Genomic DNA, 17,611 nt, shown 5'->3' with positions numbered 1-17,611 from the left:
ATTTGAATCTACGCTGCCCTTTTATAAACTCATTCGCAGAGCTGCTCCGCCCACCAATTTTAAATTGCTGACCGAACTTCCCAAAAATGAAAGGGATTCCCAATAAACCTGTACCCCAAATGTTTTTGCTGCACTAAAGCTCAAATGCATTCCGAGATCCCAATCCGCATAGGCATTATTTTTCAATATAAAACCCCCGGCTAAATTAGATCTCAAATGATATTGTGTATTTAGATAATAAATTGTTTTCGAAAATTCACTTTGAAATCCTCCACAGCCAAAATCAATATATAATTTATCATCAAACAATTTTACCCCCAATGAAGCTCTCCACTCTGCAGGCAAATGGCTACTTCTGCTCAGACCTGATCTTGTTCGTACAAAGTCAGATTCAATCTCATCAACATTTTTTACTTTAATTGAAAATGTATCCAGCAAATTATCAATTTCCAAGCCGCTGTATCTATACAAGGTATCAACCACGCGCTCGCGAATATTTCCGGACCAATCCATAAACCCCAGGTTTTTCAATTCGAAACTTAAGTGAATATTCTGAGTCGCCTGGTATAAAAGCTTACCATCAAAAACAAAACCAAGGGCTTTATTATTCCAAACTCCTGCTGGCTTTGAAGTCACATGATAACTATTCAGCAACATTTGTAAATCGACATATTTCCCATCAGTAGCTGTAAATAAGGATCCATTCTCCGCTTTTAAACTTAAATAGTCAAGACCACTGCACAGACCTACTTTTAATCCTAACTGTAAGCTTTTAAAATCCTTTTCAATGCCAAACTTAAATGCGCTGAACTCGGAGCGCTCAATTTGGAAGGGTGTTAAATTTGCACTCCGCCCCTCAAAACTTTTATTTCCTTTAAAGTATAAGACGAAAATATCCTTGTGAAAAAGAACCTCATTAAAACTATTGTAATCAATATTAAATGTCAACTTGAAAGAATGATTTCTTAAGCCCAGCTTCAAAAAAGCACTCCCGCCATACAGAACAACAGCTAAATTTTCAGACTTCAAATGTTCGATACTTTGATCCTTTAAATCATCATCTAAAAATCCACCTGAAATATACTCCTTAAAAAAGTTTCCGGTAATTCCGTTAGAAGCCAATTCCTGATGCGCATTAACTCCGAAGGAAATAGTTTTGTGCTCAAGAACCCGATCAAATAAATAATTATAATCCTGAGCTCCCGCCAAAAAAGAGGATAATATCACTTGTAGAAACAATAACCTTGCTTTCATGCTTAACTTTAATCTCATTCCAAACATTTTATTACTTCCCTGCTTCATAGGTAAAGTCAGCAGTCAAAACAAGTTCCAAATTGTAATCTTCGTAAATTTTTAAAAATGAAGATTTCGGTTGTGTATTAAAACTTGCACGTAAGTATATTTTTTTAAAATTTAAAAAATTCCGTATTCTATTATAATCCATCGGAATATCAATTCTGGATTCTTTGCTTTGAACCGTCTTTCCATTCGGTCCCGTCATAGCTGCCTCTACAAAAAAATCATTTTGCATAAGAGAATCTATGATCACATTATTCTCGCTTAAAATATACAACTGAATTTTACTTTCAACCGGAAAATCATTTTTAAAAAAAGCATGTAAAACGCCTTCTTTAATTCGATCATAATCATCACTTACCAAATCAATAGTACTAGTATCCGCGAGGACCAACCCATCCGCCGAAACGATTAACGGAATATCGAGTACCAAATCAATATTCATTAATTCCCCGTCATAAATAAAATCATTCCAGTTCGACGTATTTCCCTGTGGGTTAACCTGCAGATCTATATTATAGCTGATCTCGTCAGGTAGGTTTCCTATAAAATCCCTGATATTTGAATTTTGTTCGTCGATACTTATGTTTACAACGCTCTGATAAATGGGCATATGTCCAGCATTGTCCTTTGCTCTGGGAATAAAGGTTTTGGTTTTCAGAGGATCAGCAATCAATTCAACTGCTTTTCCACTCTTATGATGAATGCCTTCCATTTTATGTACATTCATTTCCATATCCACACCAATTTTATTAGTAACTTCAACCTGTAGTTTCGCTTTTTCAATTTCAAATCTTCCTTCAAGAACATTAGAAAAAATATCTAAAGCTTCCGTGGTAGGTCCTGTTCCAAGAATGGTATCATTTAAATAGCCCCTGGCGTAATCAGGATGTAAATTTTCAAAGGCCAACTCAACAAAAATGCTGTCCGATTTACTAATGGTTTTTAATTCACCGGTGCTATCAATTGAAGCAACAACTTTATTAAACTGCAAATTAAACGAGTCTCCATTTTCACCTGAAAAATCAAAATGATATCCCTGCAAGCTTTCTTCTTCAATGCGCTGAGATACTCCACCAATCGGCGCCGGTTGCAAGATTACATCCTTGTGAAATGCAATTCCATTCTTTGTGGCTGTTGGCAATGTGTAACTAAATCTTACAGAATCCTGAAGCGTGCTTGAAAGTCGGATCCTGGCTTTTCCCGAACCTATAAATGCTTCTTTAAGATCAACCGGCAATCCTTCCAAACCAAAATAATAGCTATCGTTAATGAGATTCTGTGCCGGCCACAATGCCTTAGCGGTGAGCGGATGTAAATTAGAAACTACAATTCTTGCAACGACTATGTTAGAGGTATCAATTAAAACGGGAATCCCTTTACTTCCCGGAGACGATAAACTTAAAAGTTGCGCCGTTAGTTTTCCTTCAATCGTCTTCCCAGCAAGGTCGATGCTACGCGTCACAAATCCACCAGCCGGAATAAGCGGAAAATTTCCCGAAATGATAACATCCCCGTTTTGAGCATTTTTCAATAAGTATTCAACATTTGTGATATCAATGGGCAATCCATTCTGCAAACTGAGATCCATGGTGCCGGACTCTAATGTCATCGTTTGAAATATTGTGTCTGCACGGATTTCGATAGGCGAACCTGCTATAGGCTGTATTTCCGGAATGGGTTGGGTAAACCCATGAAACAATAAAAGTAGTTGTCCAACGGGTCCGGCATTACGTGCAAGCGTTCCTAAACTCAGTGGATAATCAAATGTCGAATTATATAATGAAAGTGAATCAATTCTAAAAGTGTTTTTTAAACTGGTATCACTAAATTCAAAAAATGAATCGATTGCCAAATCATATAAATGAGTTTTGTAAACCAAATGCAACAAACCAGTGCTGTCGCTCGACAGGTCTTCTTCTGTACTTAACTGATGTATATTAAGTTTGGTTTTGAGAAGTGGGGTAACAATTTCTGTATCCCAACTTGGTTCTTTTATACTACAAGCTAAAAGTGTAGATAAAAATACTACACATAATATATTAAAAGTTTTATTTATGGCTGACATTCGGAAAAGCTTTGCATAAAAGTATGCATTTATTTATAAAACTATGGCCCTAAACTCCGGCTAGCTTTATTCGGTCTCTCCTTTTAACCTTTCTGCATTTTCTGCGACCTGAAGAGATTCCACAATTTCATCGAGGTAGCCATTTACGATACTGTCGAGATTATAAAGGGTCAAATTAATTCTATGATCCGTAACCCGATTCTGTGGATAATTATAGGTGCGAATTTTATCTGAGCGATCGCCGGTACCCACCAAAGATTTTCTTTGTCCGGCCACTTCGCTTTCGTATTGAGCTACATGTGCATCCTTCATTTTTTGCAACATCCTGTTGAAGGCAATTTCTCTGTTTTTGTGCTGACTGCGGCTATCCATACTTTCTGCAACTATCCCTGTTGGAATATGTGTAAACCTGACTCCGGATTCTGTCTTATTAACGTGCTGTCCTCCGGCACCACTCGAACGGAAAGTGTCCACTCGAAGGTCTGCTTTGTTTATGCTGACTTCCTCCATTTCCATTTTTGGCATCACCACTACCGTGGCTGCTGAAGTATGAACGCGCCCCTGCGATTCTGTTTTAGGAACTCTTTGAACTCTGTGCGCGCCAGATTCAAATTTTAATTTTCCGTATACATTTTCGCCACTGACTTCAATTATGATTTTATTAAAACCACCAACATTTCCTTCGCTGATTTCTAATACTTCGTACTTCATGTCGTGTGTATCAAAATATCGCGTGTACATTCTGTATAAATCACCTGCAAAAATGCTTGCTTCGTCTCCTCCTGTGCCAGAGCGAATTTCAAAAATCACATCTTTACTATCTTCTGGATCTTTTGGAATTAATTTCTGTTTTAATTCTGATTCGAGCGAATCCAATTCGCTTGAAAGAGTTGCCATTTCTTTCTCTGCAATCTCTTTCATATCGGCATCCGAAAGCATCTCTTTTGCCTGTTTATATTCATCTTCCTTTTTCTTGTAAATCAAGAAAAGTTCGACTAACTGTTTGAGCTCTTTATATTCCTTTGAAATTTTACTATACTGCTCCAGATTAGAAACAACAGACGGATCTGACATCCGTTCTTCAATGTACTGAAATCGCTCGTATATGGATTCTAATTTATCCAAAAACATTTTACAGAAAATAAGTGTGCAAAGCTAAAACGAATCTGCTAATTGGGGATTCTTAATTGCCCAAGGAATCTGGACATCAGGAGGGATATCTTTTGATGCGTTGCTTAATTTGCTCCGCAAGATTTTGGGTATGTCCCGGTTTATATAAATTATTTCTCAATTTCTCGCGGATGGATTTTTCTTTTAAAAAAGCAGAATGCCCGGCCGGATGATTTTGAATCTCCTGAAGAAAGTCACTTTCGTCATTTTTATCCATTTCCTTATCAAAATACCGGGTGATTTTTCTTATGAGTTCAGCAAATCCTAAATCTTCCATAACAGTATATTAAAACATTTGAATTATTCGTCTTCCTGTGTTTCTTTCCGATGCTTTTGCCCTCTCAAGTCCTTATATCCCATCGTTTCGGCATATTTCTTCAATTTATCCTTTAACATATTCCTTGCCCTAAACAATCTGGAACGTACCGTACCAATTGGAATTTCCGTAATCTGTGCAATTTCTTCATAACTGAAGTCTTCAATATCGCACAACCAAATGACCGTTCTAAATTCCTCAGGCAATGCATTCAGTGCCGTCGAAACCTCATCTCCCATCATTTGGTCAAAAACCTCTTCCCTGAGATCATAATAACTACTGGATAAACCCTCTTCTTCCTCCTGATAGACGTTTACCTCTTCATAATCAACAAAGGATGGTTGCCTGGATTCCTTCCGATATTGATTAATATAGGCATTCTTTAGAATCTTAAACAACCATGCTTTCGCATTAGTTCCTTCTTCAAATTTTTCTATAAATCTGAACGCTTTGAGAAAAGTTTCCTGCACCAAATCGTCTGCGTCTTCTTCATTAAAGCTTAAATGAAATGCAAAGGTGTGTAAGGCCTCCAAATGCGGAAGAAACTCCCTTTCAAATCGTTCTTGCTCCGGACTCTGAGATTTACCCAATGAGGTTCTATTTATTGGCAAAGAAAACAAATACTAACAAACGATTTGCACAGAATGTTAAAAATCGGTCTAATTTTAGAACAGAATTTAAAACAATGGGCTTTCTCCTCCTGCTTTGGCTAAATGTCTGTGGCTGCTTTCTTCTCGCCGATCCGCCGGAATTAGGTAAAGTGAAATGGCTTCGGGATCTTGAAGAGGCCCAACAGCGTTCCATCCAAACAAATAAAGCTATTTTCATATTATTTCAGGAAGTCCCGGGCTGTATGACTTGTAAAAATTATGGCAGCAATGTTTTAAGTCATCCTTTGGTTGTCGAGGCTATTGAAACCTATTTTGTTCCCCTATGCATTTACAATAATAAATCAGGTAAGGATGCTTCAAGTTTGGCCAAATTTGGAGAACCTGCGTGGAATAATCCAGTGATAAGAATAGTAGATCATCAATTCCAAGATGTAGTCAAAAGATTAAGCGGTAATTATTCAGTCTTTGGAATTACTAGCCAAATAAATGCCTTTCTGATTAAAAAGGGAATTGTTATTCCAGAATACCTAAGGCTTTTGGAAGAAGAAGCGAAAGCAAACGAAACCGGCAAAGAAACCATCTATATGCAAATGTATTGCTTTTGGTCAGGTGAAAAACTTTATGCAAAATTAAAAGGCATTGTTTCTACTAATGCCGGATACATGCAAGGAAATGAAGTTGTTGAAATTGAATATGACCCAAGAATGATTCATCCTGATGAGATCATTCGTTACGGAAAAAAGCATCAAATTGCTGATAAAATTTATTTAAAAACACAACAAAAAATATCGGAACAAATTCTAATTTCTGAAGCTACTATTTTTAAACCCGATGCACAAAATAAATATTATTTATACCATACAGATTATAAATATATTCCCATGATGCCCATACAGGCAACGCGATCCAATAGCCTTCTTTCAGAAAAACAATTCGTTGATCATCTCTTTTCTCCCCGCCAATTGTGCTGGCTTGGAGAATCAAAACAAAGAGACTCAAAACAAAATAAAAATTTAATTTCTACAAACATTCTTAAAGCGTGGTATCCCTAATTTATTTGAATCGTTTGTAGTTTTTTATGCTCGGTATTTTAAAATGCGTCTGCTGATTTTTCCCATATGTAATAAATGGTTCTGTGGCAATTAGTGAACGCTTGTTTGTTACAAGATTCAAGATTTTTACAGCCTCAGAAAAAAAATCAGCGTCAAAGTGAAAAGCCCACAGATATGAAGAAAAAATCAGCTTTGTAATCGTTCAAAGCATAAAAAGGAATGATCCCTTTCTCAAAAACTACATCGACAGACAAAACTCCAAAATCTAAACCACCGCCTAAAAGTATTCCAAACTGGACATCTTTTACAGAGCCTCCATTTAAATTTATTACATTTTCATCAACAGATGTTGTAAAGCTTAGGTTGCCGCCAGCAGAAGCCCGCAAACCAAAGTCTTTTGTTTCCAACAAGCGGTATCCCATTTGCAGTGGAATCTTTAGAAGATAAATAGAAGGATTTCCATTGAATGGATCCAAATTCTTTTGTGCAGACTGCTGCATAATATGGAGAGAAACTCCAGGTTCAACAAAAAGTTTTTTGCCGTAAAGTGCTTTGATTCCAAAATGATAACCACTCATAAAGCCATTCTCAGGATTCGTAATAGGATTTGGTGTATACATCAAAGAAAGACCTGTATAAGCAACAATCCCGATTTGCCCCTTGAGGACAGTTGTCGAAATCAGACAACATATGAATAAAACCCTTCTTGCGAAAGCATGCATAATTAGCTTACTTTTATGCCAGCAAATATAATTCATATTTATTACCCTTTAATATCAACTACTTCAGGAAATTATGTGGCCGGATTTATCGTATATTATTCATAGCATTACCGGAGTTCCTCCTGATAATGTGTTCTCTGTAGTAAAGACCTTTGGACTTTTTCTCGGACTGGCTTTTGTTTCAAGTGCATATTTGACCTACCTCGAGTTAAAGAGAAAAGAAAATCGCGGTATTCTTCAAGGAATGGAGGAAAAAATAGTAATTTATAAACCGCTTCAATTAACTGACATTATCATCCAGACTGTTATACAGTTTGTCGTTTTTGCTAAATTCATTTATATCCTTCAAAATGGCTCCGAATTTATCAAGGATCCTGCTTCAGTCCTCTTTTCGTTAAAAGCAGCTCCTGAAGGCGCTTTGGTTGTTGCCATACTTTATGCGGTCTACCTTTTTTATAAAAAAAGTAAACAGACTGAATCCGAAATCAAATACCAAACCCTGTTTATTCATCCGAAAGATAGAATCTTTGACATTACGACGATTGCAGCATTATATGGAATTATTGGTTCCAAATTGTTCTCTATTTTGGAAAACTTGGAGTCTTTTATAAAAGACCCTATCGGAGAATTCTTCTCCGGAAGCGGCTTAACCATATACGGAGGACTCATTCTTGCCTTTATCATGGTGTACCGTTTTGTTTCTCAAAAAGGCTTAAAACCCCTACATGTGATGGATGCCGTTGCACCAGCACTTATGATGGGTTATTGCGTGGGGCGCATGGGTTGTCACTTTTCGGGAGATGGCGACTGGGGCATAGTAAATGAACTCGCCAAACCATCCTGGTTTATTTTTCCCGATAGCTGGTGGGCTTACAATTATGCACACAATGTATTAAATGAAGGCCTCCGCATAGAAGACTGTAGTTGGAACTATTGTTATCAACTGTTTCCTGCTGTCTTTCCAACACCGCTTTACGAAGTCATTTTAGCAGGATTCATAACAGGGGTGCTATGGCTTTTGAGAACTCAAATTCACAGGGCCGGAGTTCTATTTTTTATTTACTGCTTGTTAAATGGACTTGAGCGATTCTTTATTGAATTTTTACGGGTAAATCCGCGATATACCCTTCTTCAATATGAATTATCTCAAGCACAAATCATAGCCATGTTGCTCATGGTAGGCGGCATCGGTGGTATCTATTATTTCTGGAAGAAAAATATTCCGAATTAAATCGGAAGCATCGCGCATATTTATGATTTCCGCGAAATCTTTTCGCTCTAAACTTTACGAATGGGCTCAAGCCAACCCAAGAGATTATCCGTGGATGGGTGAAAGGGATCCCTATAAAATTTGGATATCAGAAATACTTTTACAACAAACCAGATCTGAACAAGCGAAAGCATATTATTTAAATTTTTTAAAAACTTTTCCTACATTAAATGCACTCGCGCACGCGCCGCTGGATCTTGTTTTAAAACAGTGGCAGGGCTTAGGCTATTATAGCAGAGCCCGCAATCTACATATCACTGCTCAATTTCTTGTTGAACAAAATGAAAGTCAGTTCCCGAAAGAACCTGAAGTCTTACAAAAACTCAAAGGAATCGGCCCTTATACTGCCGCTGCAATTGCTTCTTTTGCATATAATTTTCCCATATCTGTTTTAGATGGAAATGTGATTCGCGTTTTCGCAAGACTACTTGGCATTCCACATCTCCCGATTCATCAAAACGAAAAAAAAGAATGGGAGTTTATACTCGCAAAATATCTAGATGTCGAAAATTCATCCTTATACAATCAGGCTTTAATGAACTTTGGTTCAATACATTGCAAACCAATCCAACCAAAATGTTCTGAATGCCTTTATAAAAATAACTGCACTGCATATGTAACAGAAATGATTCCACTTTTCCCCGCAAAAAAGAAAAAACTAAAATTAAAACTGCGCTATTTTCACTTCATATACTTTGTCAATCCCAAAAATGAAATTTTGATTCAGCACCGCAAAGAAAGCGACATTTGGAAAGAACTTTATCAGTTGCCTCTTTTTGAAAGTGCGCGCAACAAAACGCTCAAAACGATTACTCTAGATCAACTTACTAACAACGCTAAAAACAAACTCACAAACTTTAGTTTGACTTTTTTGGAATCCCAAATTATTAAACTTACACACCAGGAACTTCATTGCCACTTTTATTTCGCCCAGGATCCGCGGTCCCAATTCAAAATAAAGCCTCCCTTTTCTTTTGTAAACCGCGAAAACTTGGTCAATTTTGCATTTCCTACAGTTATCACCCGGTTTTTAACAAAAATAAACAGGAACGACTTATGTTGAATAAAGTATGCTTAATAGGAAATTTAGGAAAAGATCCGGAATTCCGTACACTCGAAAGTGGAGCAACGAAAGCGAATTTTTCCTTGGCTACAAATGAAAGCTACAAAGATCGAAATGGTAATTGGCAAAAAGCTACAGAATGGCATGATATCGTATTGTGGCGTTCGATGGCTGAAAGGGCGAAATCCTTAAAAAAGGGAATGCTCGTCTATTTGGAAGGAAAACTTACACATCGCAAGTGGACAGACAAAGAAGGCCGTGACCATTATACTACTGAAGTTGTTGGAGATTTATTGAGAATACTTGAAAAGCGGGACTCCGCAACAACATATTCCGGACCACCGTCTTCTGTAGAAGACAAGAAACCGGAAGATGCGGCACTTGAAACAATGGAACACACAGAAGATGATCTTCCCTTTTAATCACATCTTCTATTTTTTCACTTAAATACCCATTGTGGACCCTGAGCCTTTTTATAACACTTTTTATTTAACCCCGGTATCACTCTTTTTACTGATTCCCATCCTTGATTTAGGATCCCTTTTTTTACTGGCCTTTCTTCTCATCGGATTAGGTCTATTTACAGCCACTCAATCAGCCATCTTTTTTATAAATCAAGCTGATTTAGAATCTCCAGCTAAAAAAAACTCGCCTGCAGTAAAAGCATTGATTTATTTAAAAAACAGACAAGGCCAATTTTCAATTTTGATACTTGCTTGTAATACCGCAGTAACCATTTGCATTTGTTTTCTTGTGAATACACTGCTTCAAAAATGGATTCCAGAATCTGTTTTTATAAACTGGGGAACGTCTATTTCACAGTTGTTCATAAATGACTCAACGGCTGGAAATACTATAGCAAAGGCAATTTCCTTTTTTCTAACTGTTTGTTGTTCTACAACACTTATCTTACTCTTCAGAGAATGGATGCCTAAGTTTTTTGAATTAGCTGACGCGAGAAAATTATCCTTATTTCTTTCAGTTCCTCTTAAACAATTGTATTGGCTATTTTTACCTCTAACTTCAACAATGGTTTTACTTAGCAAGAAAACAGAAGCACTTTTAAGAATTCACAAATTGGGCCTGCAATCAACAACTAAAGAAGACCTTGATGCAGCCATAGATCTGGCACTTACAAATGAAAAGGGAAATGAAAAACAAGTAAATATTTTACGTGGAATTATCAATTTTAATGATGTCACGTCTAAGCAAGTTATGACTCCCCGAACCGAAATCTATGGTATAGAGATGAGTCTTCATTATCCCGATGTATTACAAACCGTAAAAGAGTGTGGATTTTCAAGATTACCCGTATACGAAGAAGATTTCGATCAAATCACTGGCATTCTTTATGCTAAAGACCTTATTGCTCATCTCCACGAAAGTGAAGAATTTGAGTGGCAAAACCTAATAAGAAAGGATGTCTTGTTTGTTCCTGAATCCAAAAAAATCAATGAACTATTGGATGACTTTCGGGAACATCATAAACATATGGCATTTGTCGTTGATGAATATGGTGGTACAAACGGACTCATTACTTTGGAGGACATTATGGAAGAAATCGTCGGTGAAATAAAAGATGAATTTGATGATCAGCAAAACTTAAACTATATAAAACTGGATCCGCACAATTATTTGTTTGAAGGAAAAACCCTGATCAATGATATGTGCCGCATTCTAAATCTTGATGTGGAAAACTTCGATGAAGCAAGAGGTAATGCGGATTCTATTGCCGGGCTTTTTCTTGAACACTCCGGAGAAATGCCTTACAAAGATCAGGTATTAGAAATTCATCATTTGCGTTTTACTGTAAATGCAGTTTCTAAAAAAAGAATTGAACAAATAAAAGTGAGTCTATAGCTTATGAATGCTTTTCTAAAAAGACCTATACGATTTATTATAAGAGCATCTTTGCTCTGCCTCATATTTTTTGTTTCTTGCAAAGAAACCAATCTACAGCCCAAACCAAGGATGTTTCCATCTGTCTCGTACCCGGAATTTAGTTATCAAAAATATAATCCATCAAATTGCCCTTACTCCTTCCGCTTTGCAGATTACATTCAAATAGAAACAGATACCACTTTTTTTAATCAAAAATTAACGAACAGTTGTTGGCTCAACTTACAGATTCCTGCATTTAACGGCACACTGCATTGTTCGTACTACTCCTTGAACTCAGAAAAGGAATTAGAAAAATATATTAAAGACGCTTATAAGCTCGCTCGGGAACATCAGAAAAAAGCAAATTATATTGACGAGTTAGCACTTAAAAAACCCAATTCTGTTTATGGCATGGTGTTCAACATCGAAGGGCCGGCTGCGTCTCCGCTACAATTTTACCTTACCGACAGCAGCAAACATTTTTTCAGAGCGTCCTTATATTTTAAAAGTCAGTCGAAGCCAGATTCGCTTCTTCCCATCGTAGAATTTGTCAAAAAAGATATCCTGGAAACGATAAATAGCTTTGAGTGGAAGTAAAATATATCCCTAAGGTCGTTTAAATATAATTTTCGTAGAATTGTGTTGGGCTCTTTTTTCACATGAATCACGCTAACGAAAATCTCATTAGCAACAGAATATAAATGCTGAAGAATTATTCGTTGCCCGAAATGAAATTCTCGCCAGGGTGTGCTTTTTACTTTCTTAACAGCTAAAATCCTGGCAAATAAACTATTTTAGATTCGCAAACCAGCATTACAGTTTTTTTCTATATTTCGCCCTTCGCTAAATTAAATAAACGGTTTACACAAAAGATTTCAGAACTCATTTCTATTGAAGTCTATTACAAAAAAGGATCCCATAATTTAGGAGCTCACCTTAAGCAAGAAAAAGAATCGTTCAGAATCTAAATGAGATTCCTCTGCGATCTAAAATACGCGATATCTCAATCCTACATTCAAGCCAAAAAAGACATACTTTTGCTGAATTGGATAAGAATCTTCTGTTATCGAATTAAAATATAGGCGGGCAGATGGTTCCAGCATCAACATAATTCGCTCATTATACTTATAGTTCAAACCAACGCTCGTAATAAAGCTTAAGCCGGCTTTTGTTTTATAAATTTGGTCACTGCCTTCGCCGGGACTGCTTAAATTGTAAATTGCCTTTTGGTCTTCCTTATAGATTTTACCGCTGTGTTTTGTAAAAAGATTGAAACCGATTCCTCCATTCACACTTAGTATAAAATCTTTCAGATCTTTCTCATAACCCAAAATAAAAGGTATATCTATGCTTCTGAAATGATTGTACGATTGATCCATGATATCTATTTCCTTAGTCTCAATGCCAATTACATTTCCATCTTTGTCTTTGCGTTCGTATGTAATGGTTAGCGTCTCTTTTACATAATCAAATCGCTCAGAATTGTTGGAGTACTGCAATCCAGTTCTGAAGGCAAGACCATTACTAAAAACAACAGAACCTCTTAGCCCGGCCGTGTAGGATAATATAGGTTTCTCGGTATTTGCTCTTTTTTCGGCATAGTTAAGCATAGCCGGATCTGAAACAGAAAAACTTCGTTTCGCCAATTCCGGTGCGTAGTATGCATCTACGAAAAAATGTGCTTTATTATCGTAATACACATTACATCCCTCGGCCAATTTTGAAAAATCTAATTTTCTGGTTTTTGTTTGTAAGTAATTTTGCTTGCTCGGAATTTTATTTGTTTCTGTAAAACTTAATTCGTTTGGAGCATTAGCCATAAACATTGGATCTGTAGATGCGATGAGGTTATTTAACTCTTCTTTATTAACCTCGGACCCAAGGGTTTCTTCAATGTTGGCTGCTGAAGCAGAAAATTTATTTTCAGGAATTAATGAGATTTCTTTTTCTTTTGTAAAATTTGGATTTTTTGAAGCCTCTGTTAAAGATTGTTGATTTTTTGAATTGAATTCCGCAGCAATATTGTTGTTCATTTCTTCAACATAACTAACGGGGATTGCTTTAATTTCATGAGCTGGCCTCTCTGAAGAAACTGCGCTTTGTGAATTAAATAATTGTGCAGTTCCCTTATCTTCAGAGCCACTGTTCCGGTAAGGCAAATCCATTGGATGTTTTGAAGGCTTAGGGTCTTGTTTTTTCTCATTAAACCATAAAAATGCAACGATACCAAGAACGACCGCAACAAATATTAAGGCCCATAACCAGTTCAACCAATTTCCTAAAAGAAAAGGTCTTCTTTTTTCACCATCCAGATGTTTAGCGATATTTTCCCAAACTGCATCGCTTGGCTTCAACTCAAAATGGTCCAAGCTTTTCTTAAACAAGCTATCCAACCAATGTTCCTGCCCCGATTTACTCATATTATCGTTTTTTGATATTTCAATAGTTTTTCTTGTAGTGCCTTCCTCGCTTTAACCAATTGTGACCTTGAAGTACTTTCTTCTATTTGAAGAGATTCGGCTATTTCTCTATGAGAATAACCTTCTATCGCATACAAATTAAAGACCATTCTATACCCTTCCGGCAATTCGCTTATAATGTTTAAAAGTTCAGTTTCTGCCATTTTGTCAATAACTTCCGGCTCTTCAACAGAATCCGGAAGATCATCTCCCGCATTAAATTCATTTTGAAAACTTTTGCGATGGCAGTTCTTAATCGCATTATTGATCATAATTTTCCGGACCCATTGTTCAAAAGGTCCTTCAGATTTGTACTGCTCCAGATTGGTAAATACTTTTATAAAACCATCCTGCAGTAGGTCTTCTGCTTCCATCCGGTGTCTGGAATAGCGAAGACAGACCGCTAACATCTTCCCTGAATAGCGATCAAACAACTGCTTCTGACTGATACGATCTCCCCGAAGACAACCTTGTATGATCTTTTCTAAATCCACGAGACCACTAGCTTTATAGATGACCCTTTATCACCTGAAAATGCTGCCTGACAACTCATTTTTGCTTAAGAAGAACAATATTAACTTAACACATTGACATTCAATAGGAATTTTTCCAGAATATCATTAAAATCATCGGGCTTTTCCATCATCGGAGCATGGCCACATGCTTCCAAAAAGAACAACTTTGAATTTGGTATTAGCTCTTTGAACTTTTCCGCTACAAAAGGGGGAGTAACTCCATCATTCTTTCCCCATATAAGCAAGGTTGGCACTTTAATCAAATGAAGTTTGTCACCCATATTGTGTCTGATAGCTGACTTTGCAGTGGCGATGACCCGAATCGCTTTTCCTCTGTCGTTTACAATATTGTAGACTTCATCAACTAAATCTTTGGTTGCGACGGCAGGGTTAAAGAATGTTTCCTCTGTTTTCTTTTTGATAAACTCGTAATCACCTCTTTTGGGAAATGTATTGCCCATGCCACTCTCAAATAAACCGGAACTTCCGGTAAGAGTAAGGCTCTGCACCCTGTCTGCGTCTTTGATGGTATACATTAATGCAACGTGACCTCCCAGACTGTTTCCTAGTAAATTCAATTGATGATAATCCTTATGGTGTACAAAATCTACTACATAATCCACAAGACCGCTAACTGTTGCCTGAAGTATGGGCAGCTCATAAATGGGCAATAAAGGCACAATTACATTAAAATTTTTACTGAAATTTCGAATGATGCCCTCAAAGTTACTAAGTGCCCCAAACAGCCCGTGTAATAACATGAGATTTGGTCCATTTGTGCCGGATTCAATAAATTTAAACTTACCCTCTATTTGTATGGGATACTCCATAAATAACGCTTGCTTCGAACAAAAATAATGGAAATATTTACAAATTATGCATTATTGGACTTTGACAAACGAGTCCAGTAAACAAACAGGCAATAAAGAAATAAAACGATGCCGAAAAGTTGATGCAAAACTGCCAACCATAGAGGAATAGAGCCTACACTGTTTAAAACTGTAAATATTCCAAGTAAAATTTGTAAACTCAATAACATAACAAGAGTCATACATACCTTCCCAATATCCTTTCCTACAATTTTATACACCCAAATCACAAATACCAATATTAAAACAACCAGCAAATAGGCCATTGATCTGTGCCAGAATTGTACAATGATAGGTCCTATAGCAGAATTTTCATATTCACCAAAAACGTATTCAACATAAGCAGACCCCTCAAAAACCTGATTTGGAATCCATTTACCTTGAAGTAAAGGCCAGCTTGGAGCCACAATCGAAGCACGCATACCTGCAACTACGCCTCCCAGAAAAATCTGGAGACTCAAACAGCCTAAAATAAAAATAAAGAAATTGCGAATGTGTTTCTCAAAAATTTTAACGCGTATAAACATCTCGCGCTTACAGATAATATATAACAGATAAGCAACGGTGATCACGGCGGCCATTAAATGAAATGCTAGTTTGTAGGCATTTACCCAGGGTCTGTTGATAAGTCCGCTACTCACCATGATCCAACCTAAGCTAGCGACAAAAGAAGTCAATAAAATCAGCACAAATAGTCGCTTTATCAATATCTTATCCAATCGCTTTTTATAGAAAAACCAACAAAAAGGAAAAAAGAAAACCAGACCCATCAGACGCGCCCAAAGTCGGTGTGCATATTCCCAAAAAAATATAAATTTAAAATCACTCAAACTAAACACAGCATTAATTTTTTCATATTGCGGCGTTTTTTTGTAAAGATCAAAATGCACATTCCAGGCCTCTTCAGAAAGTGGATACAAAATACCTGTCACAATATCCCACCGCGTAATACTCAATCCACTTCCAGTAAGACGGGTTATACCTCCCAGTAAAATTTGTACCAGCAACATTATAAAACCAATAATGAGCCACACATTTATTCCGTTCTTTAGCTTTCCAAACATCGGTCAAATATCAGCAATAGGCCCAACATCGCGAAACATTAGGTTTTTATAATCACTATATATATATAATATTTAATTTAAATAAAATGAAGAAGAATATAGAGCCTGTTAAAATGTGGAAAAGTATGAATTTTAAACTTATAAACATTTTATCAACACAATTATTTAATAATTACATCCTAATATTCAATATTTTTACATAGTTTTTAACATATGTTAGTATACAAGCTTGTTAAAAATGGAAACCAATAAATATGTTAAAAAATGTATTATAAAATCTTGTTTTAAACAAAAGGAATGGCAATTGCCTCATGAAAGAGGATAATTGTTGAAAGGTCCTAAAAACTATAATAGAAAAGATTGGAATTTATAAAACTATATTTGAAAACTAAAAAATTCCATTACTGATATACAAGGTATTAAATGTAAGATTAAATTAACATGTTTATAAAATAAGATGCGAGCCTTAATACAAAGAGTCTCTTTTGCCAAGGTCGAGATTGGTGAAAAAACGATAGCCGAAATACCTCAGGGATTATTAGTCTTTCTTGGTGTTTGCGAGGATGACGATTTACAGGATGTAGAATGGTTAAGTTCCAAAATGATACAAATGAGGATTTTTTCTGATGAAAAACAAAAAATGAATCTGTCTATTCAAGAAATTGAAGGCCAGATTATGATCATTAGTCAATTTACCCTATTTGCATCCACCAAAAAAGGCAACAGACCTGGATTTACATCAGCGGCAAGGCCAGAAAAGGCAGAGGAATTATATTTAGCATTTATTAAAAGGGCTGAAGAATTGATCGGGAAAAAAATTAAAACAGGAACATTCGGTGCTGATATGCAAATTCACCTGGCCAATGATGGACCTGTAACAATTTGGATCGATAGCAAAAACAAAGAATAATCCAATGATTAAAATGCAAGAACAAGTACACCAGTGGATTCAACAATATGGAGTTCGTTATTTTGATGAAAAAACGAATATGCTTTTACTGGTTGAGGAAGTGGGCGAGTTAGCTCGGCTGATCGCGCGAAAATACGGGGAACAATCTTTTAAATTCGGTGAGGATTCAAACAAAGTAAATGAACATATAGAAGATGAGATGGCAGACATTTTATTTGTTCTGTCTTGCCTGGCGAATCAAATGAACATCGATCTTGATCGTATCTTTGAAGCAAATATTCTTAAAAAGACCAAAAGGGATCTGGACAGGCACATAACAAACGAAAAACTTAAACAATAAACCGA

18 protein-coding genes are annotated in these 17,611 nt (G+C 36.4%); 8 read left to right on the top strand and 10 right to left on the bottom strand.

All coding sequences use genetic code 11. The features are described 5' to 3' along the window. Window positions 1-21 precede the first annotated feature (21 nt). The 5 genes from IPM92_13970 to IPM92_13950 form a co-directional block, all read right to left on the bottom strand. On the bottom strand, window positions 22-1,272 hold the full coding sequence (locus IPM92_13970; protein MBK9109439.1) for a hypothetical protein: 1,251 nt from the start codon (window positions 1,270-1,272) through the stop codon (window positions 22-24). Between the two features lie 13 nt (window positions 1,273-1,285). After that, window positions 1,286-3,364 (bottom strand): hypothetical protein, encoded by a 2,079-nt coding sequence (locus tag IPM92_13965; GenBank protein ID MBK9109438.1) that lies wholly within the window; start codon window positions 3,362-3,364, stop codon window positions 1,286-1,288. 66 nt (window positions 3,365-3,430) lie between these two features. Next, window positions 3,431-4,495, bottom strand: a complete 1,065-nt coding sequence (gene prfA, locus IPM92_13960; protein MBK9109437.1) for a peptide chain release factor 1 — start codon at window positions 4,493-4,495, stop codon at window positions 3,431-3,433. A 76-nt stretch (window positions 4,496-4,571) separates the two neighbouring features. After that, complete coding sequence (locus IPM92_13955; protein MBK9109436.1) at window positions 4,572-4,811, bottom strand: hypothetical protein; 240 nt, start codon at window positions 4,809-4,811, stop codon at window positions 4,572-4,574. A 23-nt stretch (window positions 4,812-4,834) separates the two neighbouring features. Further along, entirely contained in the window at window positions 4,835-5,455 is a 621-nt protein-coding gene (locus tag IPM92_13950; protein ID MBK9109435.1) for a sigma-70 family RNA polymerase sigma factor, read from the bottom strand. A gap of 80 nt (window positions 5,456-5,535) precedes the next feature. Between IPM92_13950 and IPM92_13945 the strand changes: the two genes are divergently transcribed. Next, window positions 5,536-6,513: a thioredoxin family protein gene (locus tag IPM92_13945; protein ID MBK9109434.1), complete on the top strand. Its 978-nt coding sequence runs from the start codon at window positions 5,536-5,538 to the stop codon at window positions 6,511-6,513. Window positions 6,514-6,665: 152 nt separating this feature from the next. Here IPM92_13945 and IPM92_13940 read toward each other — a convergent pair whose 3' ends face one another. Beyond that, the gene (locus tag IPM92_13940) at window positions 6,666-7,235 is read right to left on the bottom strand and encodes an outer membrane beta-barrel protein (protein ID MBK9109433.1); all 570 of its coding nucleotides are present in this window, start codon (window positions 7,233-7,235) and stop codon (window positions 6,666-6,668) included. 73 nt (window positions 7,236-7,308) lie between these two features. Between IPM92_13940 and IPM92_13935 the strand changes: the two genes are divergently transcribed. From IPM92_13935 to IPM92_13915, 5 genes are all read left to right on the top strand, one after another. After that, window positions 7,309-8,466 carry a prolipoprotein diacylglyceryl transferase gene (locus tag IPM92_13935; protein MBK9109432.1) on the top strand — a complete coding sequence of 386 codons (1,158 nt, stop codon included), beginning with the start codon at window positions 7,309-7,311 and terminating at the stop codon, window positions 8,464-8,466. Between the two features lie 22 nt (window positions 8,467-8,488). Continuing rightward, window positions 8,489-9,568, top strand: a complete 1,080-nt coding sequence (locus IPM92_13930) for an A/G-specific adenine glycosylase (protein MBK9109431.1) — start codon at window positions 8,489-8,491, stop codon at window positions 9,566-9,568. After that, window positions 9,562-9,990, top strand: a complete 429-nt coding sequence (locus IPM92_13925) for a single-stranded DNA-binding protein (GenBank protein ID MBK9109430.1) — start codon at window positions 9,562-9,564, stop codon at window positions 9,988-9,990. The genes IPM92_13930 and IPM92_13925 overlap by 7 nt, the downstream gene beginning before the upstream one ends. Window positions 9,991-10,024: 34 nt before the next feature. Continuing rightward, window positions 10,025-11,428, top strand: coding sequence for a DUF21 domain-containing protein (locus tag IPM92_13920; GenBank protein ID MBK9109429.1), 1,404 nt, complete (start codon window positions 10,025-10,027; stop codon window positions 11,426-11,428). A gap of 111 nt (window positions 11,429-11,539) precedes the next feature. Then, window positions 11,540-12,046 (top strand): hypothetical protein, encoded by a 507-nt coding sequence (locus tag IPM92_13915; protein MBK9109428.1) that lies wholly within the window; start codon window positions 11,540-11,542, stop codon window positions 12,044-12,046. A 389-nt stretch (window positions 12,047-12,435) separates the two neighbouring features. Here the strand turns inward: IPM92_13915 and IPM92_13910 are convergent, their stop codons facing one another. The 4 genes from IPM92_13910 to IPM92_13895 form a co-directional block, all read right to left on the bottom strand. Next, a complete protein-coding gene (locus IPM92_13910) occupies window positions 12,436-13,869 on the bottom strand; it encodes a hypothetical protein (protein ID MBK9109427.1) in 1,434 nt (477 codons plus the stop codon). Then, window positions 13,866-14,402, bottom strand: coding sequence for a sigma-70 family RNA polymerase sigma factor (locus tag IPM92_13905; GenBank protein ID MBK9109426.1), 537 nt, complete (start codon window positions 14,400-14,402; stop codon window positions 13,866-13,868). The genes IPM92_13910 and IPM92_13905 overlap by 4 nt, the downstream gene beginning before the upstream one ends. A gap of 80 nt (window positions 14,403-14,482) precedes the next feature. After that, a complete protein-coding gene (locus tag IPM92_13900; protein MBK9109425.1) occupies window positions 14,483-15,253 on the bottom strand; it encodes an alpha/beta hydrolase in 771 nt (256 codons plus the stop codon). A 44-nt stretch (window positions 15,254-15,297) separates the two neighbouring features. Then, window positions 15,298-16,326, bottom strand: a complete 1,029-nt coding sequence (locus IPM92_13895; GenBank protein ID MBK9109424.1) for a COX15/CtaA family protein — start codon at window positions 16,324-16,326, stop codon at window positions 15,298-15,300. 487 nt (window positions 16,327-16,813) lie between these two features. Between IPM92_13895 and IPM92_13890 the strand changes: the two genes are divergently transcribed. Next, a complete protein-coding gene (locus tag IPM92_13890) occupies window positions 16,814-17,266 on the top strand; it encodes a D-tyrosyl-tRNA(Tyr) deacylase (protein ID MBK9109423.1) in 453 nt (150 codons plus the stop codon). 13 nt (window positions 17,267-17,279) lie between these two features. Beyond that, on the top strand, window positions 17,280-17,606 hold the full coding sequence (locus IPM92_13885; GenBank protein MBK9109422.1) for a nucleotide pyrophosphohydrolase: 327 nt from the start codon (window positions 17,280-17,282) through the stop codon (window positions 17,604-17,606). The last annotated feature ends 5 nt before the right edge of the window (window positions 17,607-17,611 follow it).

The organism is Saprospiraceae bacterium (assembly GCA_016719615.1).
Taxonomy (GTDB): Bacteria; Bacteroidota; Bacteroidia; order Chitinophagales; family Saprospiraceae; genus Vicinibacter.
Note: the sequence above shows the minus strand (reverse complement) of the source record. Positions and strands in the feature narration are given on the sequence as shown.